The 9689-nt window shown below is 68.2% G+C and carries 11 protein-coding genes; 5 read left to right on the top strand and 6 right to left on the bottom strand.

The window, feature by feature from the left end; translation table 11 throughout:
- Window positions 1-63 precede the first annotated feature (63 nt).
- Window positions 64-666 (bottom strand): TIM44-related membrane protein TimA, encoded by a 603-nt coding sequence (gene timA, locus ACK4SE_RS11110; RefSeq protein WP_409692577.1) that lies wholly within the window; start codon window positions 664-666, stop codon window positions 64-66.
- A 220-nt stretch (window positions 667-886) separates the two neighbouring features.
- On the opposite strand from timA, the gene secB reads away from it, so the two are divergent.
- A complete protein-coding gene (gene secB / locus ACK4SE_RS11105) occupies window positions 887-1405 on the top strand; it encodes a protein-export chaperone SecB (RefSeq protein ID WP_409692482.1) in 519 nt (172 codons plus the stop codon).
- 7 nt (window positions 1406-1412) lie between these two features.
- Here secB and dnaQ read toward each other — a convergent pair whose 3' ends face one another.
- The 5 genes from dnaQ to ACK4SE_RS11080 are packed head-to-tail and all read right to left on the bottom strand — an operon-like array spanning window position 1413 to window position 5060.
- Window positions 1413-2129: a DNA polymerase III subunit epsilon gene (dnaQ, locus tag ACK4SE_RS11100; RefSeq protein ID WP_409692479.1), complete on the bottom strand. Its 717-nt coding sequence runs from the start codon at window positions 2127-2129 to the stop codon at window positions 1413-1415.
- A 6-nt stretch (window positions 2130-2135) separates the two neighbouring features.
- Window positions 2136-2774 (bottom strand): dephospho-CoA kinase, encoded by a 639-nt coding sequence (gene coaE, locus ACK4SE_RS11095; protein ID WP_409692477.1) that lies wholly within the window; start codon window positions 2772-2774, stop codon window positions 2136-2138.
- Entirely contained in the window at window positions 2771-3601 is an 831-nt protein-coding gene (locus tag ACK4SE_RS11090) for a shikimate dehydrogenase family protein (RefSeq protein WP_409692474.1), read from the bottom strand. The genes coaE and ACK4SE_RS11090 overlap by 4 nt, the downstream gene beginning before the upstream one ends.
- Complete coding sequence (locus ACK4SE_RS11085; RefSeq protein WP_409692471.1) at window positions 3598-4194, bottom strand: Maf family protein; 597 nt, start codon at window positions 4192-4194, stop codon at window positions 3598-3600. Before ACK4SE_RS11085 ends, ACK4SE_RS11090 begins: the two co-directional genes overlap by 4 nt.
- Window positions 4191-5060 carry a pyruvate, water dikinase regulatory protein gene (locus tag ACK4SE_RS11080; RefSeq protein ID WP_409692469.1) on the bottom strand — a complete coding sequence of 290 codons (870 nt, stop codon included), beginning with the start codon at window positions 5058-5060 and terminating at the stop codon, window positions 4191-4193. The genes ACK4SE_RS11085 and ACK4SE_RS11080 overlap by 4 nt, the downstream gene beginning before the upstream one ends.
- 446 nt (window positions 5061-5506) lie before the next feature.
- Between ACK4SE_RS11080 and hemE the strand changes: the two genes are divergently transcribed.
- The 4 genes from hemE (at window position 5507) to rho (ending at window position 9627) form a co-directional block, all read left to right on the top strand.
- Complete coding sequence (gene hemE, locus ACK4SE_RS11075) at window positions 5507-6547, top strand: uroporphyrinogen decarboxylase (RefSeq protein WP_409692466.1); 1041 nt, start codon at window positions 5507-5509, stop codon at window positions 6545-6547.
- Window positions 6544-7587 (top strand): ferrochelatase, encoded by a 1044-nt coding sequence (gene hemH, locus ACK4SE_RS11070; RefSeq protein ID WP_409692463.1) that lies wholly within the window; start codon window positions 6544-6546, stop codon window positions 7585-7587. Before hemE ends, hemH begins: the two co-directional genes overlap by 4 nt.
- Window positions 7584-8036, top strand: a complete 453-nt coding sequence (locus ACK4SE_RS11065) for a CopD family protein (RefSeq protein ID WP_409692460.1) — start codon at window positions 7584-7586, stop codon at window positions 8034-8036. Before hemH ends, ACK4SE_RS11065 begins: the two co-directional genes overlap by 4 nt.
- Window positions 8037-8238: 202 nt before the next feature.
- Window positions 8239-9627 carry a transcription termination factor Rho gene (gene rho / locus ACK4SE_RS11060; RefSeq protein ID WP_409692457.1) on the top strand — a complete coding sequence of 463 codons (1389 nt, stop codon included), beginning with the start codon at window positions 8239-8241 and terminating at the stop codon, window positions 9625-9627.
- Window positions 9628-9689 lie beyond the last annotated feature (62 nt).

Genomic DNA, 9689 nt, shown 5'->3' with positions numbered 1-9689 from the left:
ATGGAGCGGTGGCGCACGCAGCCGCCGTGAGCGCCACACCCACCGCCAGGAGAACCCTCCGCATCAGGCGCTGGCCGCCTCAACCCGGCTCAGCACCCAATTCGGATCATTTGCGCCGATGGATCGCTCGAAGGTCCAGAGCTCGGCGGTGCGGCGCTCGTCCACGGTCTCCTCGCCGGAACCCGAGGTCGCCTTGCTGCGCAGCTCCGCCAGAAACAGCACCTTGGCCAGGGCGCGGTCGCCCTCCGCTGTGGCGGTTTCAAGATCCGCTCGAGGCGGATGGACGAACTCCACGCTGTCCTGTTCGCCGCGCGCCTCTCGCGTCGCAATGCCGCTTTCAAACGAGGCCATGACGCCAGGCGCCAGCAGGGGACGCAGGGCTTCACGATCGCCGGAGGCGTAGGCGCGCACGATGGTCTCATAGGCCTGCCGCGCTCCGTCCAGGAAGCGCGTCGGGTCGAACGAAGGGTCGCGCGCCTTGAGGCCGGCGGCCGCAGCGGCCGTGGCGGCGTCGACCGGCGTGTCGGGGCGCGGCTCCGGCTCCGGGGCGGCGGGGACGCCCGGAATCCTCGGCGGCTTCTTCACCCCGTCCTCGGGCTGGCGGCCCACCTTCTTGCCCAGCACGTTGTAAAGCTGGAACAGAACGAAGGCGGCGATGGCCGCCATCAGAAGGAGTTCGTACGGGAAAGAGGACACGGCTATGGCTTTCTCAACGGCTGCAGTCTGGGCTTAAGGTCTCATATGGGGGCGCGCAAGGCGGGCGCGAGCCCCGGGCCTTCGGCGACGAGGGCGTTGCGGGCCGCCGCCGCCGATGCTAGCAGCCCCGCGACCGCCTTTTTTTGGCGAAACCATGGCGTATGGCCTCAAACCGGAACTCTTCCAGCTCATGACCGACACCAACGAGAACGGCGCGTCCACTCCCGTACCGCAGGGCGCCCAGCCGCCGGCCGGCCCGCACTTCCGCGTCCTGACCCAGTTCATGCGGGATTTCTCGTTCGAGAACCCCAAGGCGCCGGAAAGCCTGCGCTTTGAGGGCAAGCCCCAGATCGACATGGGCGTCGAGATGAGCGCCCAGGGCCGGGCGGACGGTCTGTTCGAGGTGGACATCAAGCTATCGGTCAAGGCCACGTCCAAGGATCAGGCCATGTTCCAGATCGAGCTGGTCTATGGCGGCCTGTTCCAGATCGGCGGCGTCGAGGAAAAGGCGATCGAACAGATGCTGCTGATCGAGTGCCCGCGCTATCTGTTCCCGTTCGCGCGCCAGATCATCGCCACGGCCAGCGCCGACGGCGGCTTCTACCCGCCCTTCCTGCTGGAGCCGCTGGACTTCGCGGCCATCTACGCCGCCCGCAAAGCCCAGCAGAACGGCGCCCCGGCCATCCCGCCGGCCCAAGGCCAGGCCTGATTTTGAGTCAGGAGGCGGTTTCGGCCGCCTCCACCCCATAGCCGCGCCACAGGGACAGATCCTTCAACTGGCTCTGCAGGAAGGCGGCGTGCGCCGCCGCCTCCTGGGGCGAGACGCGCTCGGGCAGGAGCCGCGACCGTTGGCCGTGGCTGACGGCCTGAAAGCCCGCCACCGCAGGCCCCCGCGCAGCGCTGAGGTCCAGCACCCGCTCCTTGCCGCCCTTCAGCTCCAGATAGACCGAAGCCAGCAGCCGCGCATCGATGAGGGCGCCGTGCAGGGTGCGTTCCGCCAGCGAGATCTTGAAGCGTTTGCACAGGGCGTCCAGCGAATTGGCCATGCCGGGAAACCGCGCCTGGGCCAGACCCAGGGTGTCGATCCATCGCCCTTCGTCCACCAGAAGCCGGCCGCACAGGCTCAGCTCGTGATTGATGAAGGCGCGGTCGAAGGCGGCGTTGTGGGCGATCACCGGCGCGTCGCCGATGAATTCCAGCAGGTCGTCGGCCATCTCGGCGAATTTGGGGGCCCCGCGCACCTTGTCGTCGGTGATGCCGTGCACCCGGATGGCGTCCGGCGGGATCAGCCGCTCGGGATTGACCAGCCGGTGAAAGGTCCGCCCCGTGGGCAGCAGATCATCGATCTCGATGCAGCCCACCTCGATCAGCCGGTCTCCCGTCTTCGGGTCAAAGCCGGTGGTTTCGGTGTCGAGGACGATTTCGCGGGCCATAGCCCCTTATTGCGGCGTTTCGCCGTCTGAGGGAATCCCCCGACGGCCCGCCCAGCCGGGTTTCAGCACCGTATCCACAACCGCGCGCACCTGATCCCGGGCATGGTCCAGCCCCCTGTGGCTTTCAATGATGAAATCGGCCCGGGCGCGCTTGTCCGCGTCGGGCGTCTGGCGAGCCAGAATCTCGGCGAAGCGCTCCGGCGTCATGCCCGGCCGCGACAGCACCCGCTCCCGCTGAACCTCGGACGGGGCCGTGACCACCACCACCGCATCCACCTCGGCGTCGCCGCCGGTCTCCATCAGCAGGGGAATGTCCAGCACCAGCAGCCGCGCCCCCGCCGCCCGAGCCTCGGCCATCAGGTCGCCCCGGTGCTCGCGTACGAGAGGATGAACGATGGCCTCCAGACGGGCGTAGCCGTCCGGGTCCGCGCGCAGGGCCTCGGCCAGCCTGGCCCGGTCCACGCCGTCCGGCCCTGAAACCCCCGGAAAAGCCGCCTCCACCGCCGCAACCGCCGCCCCGCCCCAGGCATAAAGATCATGCACCGCCGCATCTGCGTCCCAGACCAGGGCGCCTTCCTCGGCGAACAGGGCTGCGGTGGTGGACTTGCCCATGCCGATGGAGCCGGTCAGACCCAGCACGATCACGGCTCAAGCCCCTGCAGATGCGCCAGCACCACCGCGCGGGGATCCAGGGTCGGCGGTGGCCGATCGAAAAGGAACGCGAACGACGGCCCCGCCTGTCCGGTCAGCATGCCCAGCCCATCCACCCCGGTCAGGCCCCGCGCGCGCGCCGCCATCAGGAACGGCGTCTCCAGCGGCTTGTAGGTCATGTCCAGCGCCGCCACGGCGTCCGCCGTGCGTCCGAAATCGAATTCCATGGGTCCGGCGACCGCATTGATCACCAGCCGCACCCCGGCGATCTCGCCCGGATCGTCTCCCGCGACCCGCACCCGGCCATCGAAGGTCTCCGCCAGCGCCTGCGCCCGCTCCCGCGTGCGGTTCAGGATCATCACCTCCGGCGCGCCCCCGGCCAGCAGGGCCGCCACCGACGCCCGCGCCGCGCCGCCCGCGCCCAGAAACAGCACCGGCCCCGCCGTCAGGTCGAAGTCGGGCGCCTGGTCTGCCAGCGCCTTGAGCAAGCCTTCTCCATCGGTGCTGTGCGCCCTCACCCGCCCGTCCCGGAACGCCAGGACATTGGCCGAGCCGCAGGCCCGCGCCGTGTCGCTGGCCTCGTCGGCGCAGGCCAGGGCCTGACCCTTGAACGGGGCGGTGACGTTAAGCCCGTGGATCATGCCGGCCCGGCCCGCCTCGATCAGCAGCTCAAAGGCCGCCTCGTCGGGCGGGGCGAAGGCGGCGTAGACCGCATCCATGCCCGCCGATTCAATCCACGCATTGTGGATCACGGGGCTGAGCGAATGGGCCACGGGCCGCCCCACGATCCCGGCCAGCAAGACCGCGCCTGTAATCGTCATGACGCCAGAACTCCCCGCGCCCGCAGTTCCGCCAGCACCGGCCACAGGGGCATGCCCAGCACGGTGAAATAGTCTCCGTCGATGCGCTCGAACAGCTGCGCGCCCAGACCTTCCAGCCGGTAACAGCCGACGCTGGACAGAATCGCCTCGCCCTCCGCCGCCAGATAGGCGTCCAGAAAGGCGTCGGAGAAGGCCCGCACCTGCATGCGCGCCGAATCCGCCGCGCTCCACACTGTCTCACCGCCCACCGCCAGCGCCGCAGCGGAATGCAGCACATGGCCTTTGCCGCGAAAGGCCCCCAACCGCACCCGCGCCTCGTCCAGACTGTCGGCCTTGTCGATCAGGCCGCCGTCCAGATCCAGCGTCTGGTCCGACCCCAGCACCAGCCCGGCATGGGCGCTCGACGCCGCCTCCGCCTTGGCCCGCGCCAGGGCCAGCGCCACGCCCGCCGGATCGGCGCCGCCGGCCAGCAGGTCGACCTTGAGCGCGCCCTCGTCCACATCGGCGGACGTGGCCTCATGCGGCACGCCCGCTCCGGTCAGCATGGCCCGCCGCGCCGCGCTCTTGGACGCCAGGATCAGGGTTCCGGTCATGACTGCGCCCCGCCCGCGTCGGGCTCGCCGGTCTTTGCCCGGCGTTCGTTCAGCAGATTGATGACCTGGGCGGCCGTCTCCTCGATTGAGCGGCGGGTCACGTCGATGGTGGGCCAGCCGCGCCGCTCGAACATGCGGCGGGCCCGCACCGTCTCGTCGCGCACCGACTCGTGGTCCACATAGGTGGAGCCGCGCACTTCCCCCAGGCCCTCCAGCCGGTTGCGCCGGATCTGCACCAGTCGATCCGGCGCCACAGTCAGACCTACAATCAACGGAGTCTTCAGACCGTCGAGCTTTTCCGGCGCCTCTTGCCCCGGAACCAGCGGCACATTGGCCGCCCGCACGCCCCGGTGGGCCAGATAGATGCAGGTGGGCGTCTTGGAGGTGCGGCTGACCCCCACCAGCACCACATCGGCGTTCTCAAGATCGTTCTGACTCTGTCCGTCGTCGTGGGCGATGGCGTAGTCCAGCGCCCCGATACGGTTGAAATAGTCCGTATCCAGCGCATGCTGGGCGCCCACCCGGGTCGAGATGGCGGCGCCCAGATAGCGCGACAGGGCCCCCACCAGCGGATCCAGCGCCCCGATCTGGGGCATGCCAAGACGCCGGCAGCCGTCCTCCAGCGCCGCGCGCAGTTCCCGGTCCACAATGGTGTGCAGCACCACGCCGGGCGAGGCGGCGATGGAGTCCAGCACCTTGTCCAGCTGCTTGTGGGAGCGCACCAGGGCGTAGATGTGCTCGATGGGAATGACCCCGTCGAAACGGGCCACCACAGCCTTGGCCATGGCGTTGAGGGTCTCGCCGGTGGAGTCCGAGACCAGGTGGACGTGGAAATAGGTGGCCAGACGGCCCGGCTTGGCGATCATCGGGGGGCGAACCTGTGGGCGGCGCCCCGGACGGCTGGGGACGGTTTCATGACTTTTCCATAGCCTCTCGGGCGGGCGGGCGCATCCTTCGGGATTACGGGGACGATCCCGCCGGTCGGGTGCATTCCATCCCAAGTGTGTGATCCGCGGCGCCCAGCGTGGGGACGGACGCCCGGGATGTGGACTTATCCCCTCCGCGCTGATTTCCCCGAAGGCTGACAGGCAAAGGGTCGGTAAGGTTTTGTTAACACTATCCCGCCGGATCATCCCCACGGCCGTCCCCGGTGGATGATCGGCGTCCCGCGGGGGAGCAACTTGGCGCCGTGGGCCAAGGACCCCGAAACTGTCCCCGTGGTCCCCCGCCCAAGACTCTACCCCCATCTCTCAAGACTCTAATTCATGAGTAAGGATTGAGTGGGACGGTCTGGCCCCGTAAACGGCTCGGCATGGCCAGTGTCGACCCCGTTTTCCTTCGCGCCCTTCGGGGTGAGACCCTCGAGCGGCCCCCGGTATGGTTCATGCGTCAGGCCGGGCGCTACCTGCCGGAGTACCGGGCCTTGCGGGCCCGGTCGCCCGACTTCATCGCCTTCTGTCTGAACCCCGAGATGGCCGCCGAGGTGACGCTGCAGCCCATGCGGCGGTTCGGCTTCGACGCGGCCATCGTCTTCGCAGACATTCTCCTGATCCCCCGCGCCCTCGGCCAGGAGGTCTGGTTCGAGGCCGGAGAGGGCCCCCGGCTGGGCGCCTTGCCCGATGTGGCGTCCATGCGCGATCTGGCCGCGGGGGCCGGAGATGCCCTGTCCGAGGTCGGCGAGACCCTGTCGCGGGTTCGTGAGGCCCTGGAGCCCGAGCGCGCCCTGATCGGCTTCGCCGGCGCCCCCTGGACCGTGGCCACCTACATGCTGGACGGCGAAGCGCGCACCATCGGCAAGGGTGAACGGGCCCAGGCGCGCACCTACGCCTATGCGGAACCCGGGAAGGTGGACGCTCTCCTGGACGTGCTGGTGGAATCCAGCGCCTGGTATCTGAAGATGCAGGCGGACGCCGGCGCCCAGGCCCTGAAGATCTTCGAGAGCTGGGCCGAGGGCCTGCCTGATGACCTGTTCGACCGCCTCGTCCTGAAGCCGCACCAGAAGCTGGTGGCTCGCCTTCGCGAATTGGGCGTCACCGTGCCCCTGATCGGCTTTCCGCGCGGCTCGGCGGCGCTGGCCGAGGGCTATGCGCGGGATGTGGATGTGCAGGCCGTGGCGCTGGACACCGCCTGCCCGCTGGCCGTGGGACGCCGGGTCCAGGCCATCAAGCCGATCCAGGGCGCACTGGACCCCCTCCTGCTCCGGGCGGGGGGTGCGGCGCTGGACCGCAGGGTGGATCAACTGATGGAAGCCTGGGGCCAGGGGCCGTGGCTCTTCAATCTGGGTCACGGCATCCTACCTGACGTGCCCATCGCCCATGTGGAGCAGGTGCTCCGACGGATCGGAGCCCAATGACCGACACAGCCTCGCCCCGCCGCATCGCCGTCGTCCTGATGAACCTCGGCGGCCCCGATGGTCCCGAGGCGGTCAGGCCGTTCCTGTTCAACCTGTTCAACGACCCGGCGATCATCGGCCTGCCCGGCATTGTCCGTACGCCGCTGGCGAAATTCATCTCCTCCAAACGCGAGGAGGAGGCCAAGGCCAACTATGCGATGATGGGCGGCGGCTCGCCCCTGCTGCCGGAAACAGAAAAACAGGCCGCGGCGCTGCGCGAGCGCCTGAAGCAGGACTGGCCCGGCGACGACGTCCAGGTCTTCATCGCCATGCGCTACTGGGATCCCCTGACGCCGGAAACGGCCGAAGCGGTGGCGGCCTTCGCCCCGGATCAGGTGGTGCTGCTGCCGCTCTATCCGCAGTTCTCGACCACCACCACCCAGTCGTCGCTGAAGGCTTGGCGCGAACACTATCGCGGGCCGGGCCGGATCAGCGCTGTCTGCTGCTACCCCGAGGCCACCGGCTGGATCGAGGCCCAGGCGGCCCTGATCACCGAACAGCTCGAGAAGGTCGGGGACCGCCCCGTGCGGGTGCTGTTCTCCGCCCACGGTATTCCCGAGACCCTGGTGCACGGGAAAGGCGATCCCTATCAGGAGCAGGTAGAGCGCACCGTCTTTGCGGTGGTCGAGCGTCTGGGCCTGCAGGACTGGACCATCTGCTATCAGAGCCGGGTCGGACCGCTGAAATGGCTGGGGCCGTCCACGCCGGACGCTATCGAACAGGCTGGACGTGACGGGGTCGGCGCGGTGGTGGTTCCCATCGCCTTTGTCTCCGAGCATGTGGAAACCCTCGTCGAGCTGGACGTGGAATACGGCCACCTGGCCGAGGAAAAGGGCGTAGCGCCCTATATCCGCGTTCCGGCCGTCGGCGTGGCGGGCGCGTTCATCGAGGCCCTTTCGGAAGCGGTCGGCTCGGCCGTGGACCGCACCGGCATCGCGCCCTACGGCACCGGCTGTCAGGGCGACTGGAAAGCCTGTCCCTGCCGCGGGATGGCGGCATGAACGCCTATGATCTGGCCCGGGGGCTACACATCCTGGCGGTGATCGCCTGGATGGCGGGCCTGCTCTACCTGCCGCGCCTGTACATCTACCACGTCAAGGCGACGCCGGGCGGGGAGATGGACCAGACGTTCCAGACGATGGAACGCAAGTTACTGAAACTGATCATGAATCCGGCCATGATCGCGGCCTGGGTCTTCGGCCTGTGGCTATTCTGGCTGCGCAGCGGCTCCGGCGCGGACTGGTCCTTCGCCCACCAGCCCTGGATGATCGCCAAGATCGTCGGCATCCTGGTTCTCACGGGCTGGCATCACCATCTGGGCGTGGCCCGAAAGCGCTTCGCAGCCGGGACCAACCAGCGGTCCGAGCGGTACTGGCGCATGACCAATGAACTGCCCTTCATCGCCGCCATCGTCATGGTCCTGTCCGTGACCCTGGAATGGGCCTTCTGACCCGTTCCGCTTGACCTTGCCGCCGGCCTGTGGTGTCGCTGGCGACGAGGCGCAGAAATGCGCTGCCCTTCTCTCAAGACGCCCCGACCGTCCCGCTTGATGCTCGGGTATTCGTCTTTTCCCTCCGGCCTTGCGGCCAGACATCGCCTTTTCCTCCCCCGCCCGCCCGGCCCCTGCCGCGCGGCCTCTTCGCGATACGCTCATGACCGACACCGAAAACCAGACTCCGGCTGACGACACCACGGTCGAGGATCAGACCGCCGACACCCCGTCCGACAGCGACGGAGAGTCCGAAAACGGCGATGACGAGCGCGGCGCCGGGCTCGGCGAGCGCATCTCGCTGGAGGAGCTGAAGGAGAAGTCCGCCGCCGACCTGGTCGCCTTCGCCGAGGGTCTGGAGATCGAGAACGCCTCGAACCTGCGCAAGCAGGACCTGCTGTTCGCCATCCTCAAGGTGCTGGCCGATGAGGAGGTGGAGATCTCCGCCGACGGCGTGCTGGAGGTTCTGCCCGACGGCTTCGGCTTCCTGCGCAGCCCCGACGCCAACTATCTGCCCGGCCCCGACGACATCTACGTCAGCCCGTCCCAGATCCGCCGGTTCGGCCTGCGGTCCGGCGACACGGTGCACGGCACGGTGCGGGGCCCCCGGGAGGGCGAGCGCTATTTCGCCCTGCTCAAGGTCGACACCATCAATTTCGAGGACCCGGAGACGGTCCGCACCAAGGTCAATTTCGACAACCTGACGCCGCTGTATCCCGACTCCCGTCTGAACATGGAGATCGAGGATCCGACGCTGAAGGATCGCTCGGGCCGGGTCATCGACATCGTCGCGCCGCTGGGCAAGGGACAGCGCTGCCTGATCGTGGCGCCGCCGCGGGTCGGCAAGACGGTGATGCTGCAGAATATCGCCAAGTCCATCGAGCAGAACCACCCCGAGGTCTATCTGATCGTCCTGCTGATCGATGAGCGCCCCGAGGAAGTCACCGACATGCAGCGCACGGTGAAGGGTGAGGTCGTCGCCTCCACCTTCGACGAACCGTCCACCCGTCACGTGGCCGTGGCCGAAATGGTCATCGAAAAGGCCAAGCGCCTGGTCGAGCACAAGCGCGACGTGGTCATCCTGCTGGACTCCGTCACCCGCCTGGGCCGTGCGTACAACGCCACCGTGCCGTCCTCGGGCAAGGTCCTGACCGGCGGTGTCGACGCCAACGCCCTGCAGCGGCCCAAGCGCTTCTTCGGCGCCGCGCGGAATGTGGAGGAGGGTGGCAGCCTGACCATCATCGCCACGGCCCTGATCGACACCGGCAGCCGCATGGACGAGGTGATCTTCGAAGAGTTCAAGGGCACCGGCAACTCCGAGATCGTGCTGGACCGCAAGGTCGCCGACAAGCGCATCTTCCCCGCCATCGACGTGCTGAAGTCCGGCACCCGCAAGGAAGACCTGATCGTGCCCAAGGATCAGCTGGCCAAGACCTATGTGCTGCGCCGCATCCTCAACCCCATGGGCCCCCAGGACGCCATCGAGTTCCTGCTGGACAAGCTGCGCCAGTCCAAGAACAACGGGGACTTCTTCCAGTCCATGAACACCTGATTTGGCCCTGCAGCCTCCCACCGCTTGGGAGGGAGCTGCTTGAGGGCCGTTTCATGTTTCAC

Origin of the sequence: Brevundimonas sp., from assembly GCF_046293315.1 — a bacterium.
Classification (GTDB): domain Bacteria; phylum Pseudomonadota; class Alphaproteobacteria; order Caulobacterales; family Caulobacteraceae; genus Brevundimonas.
This window is presented reverse-complemented; position numbering and strand designations above follow the sequence as displayed.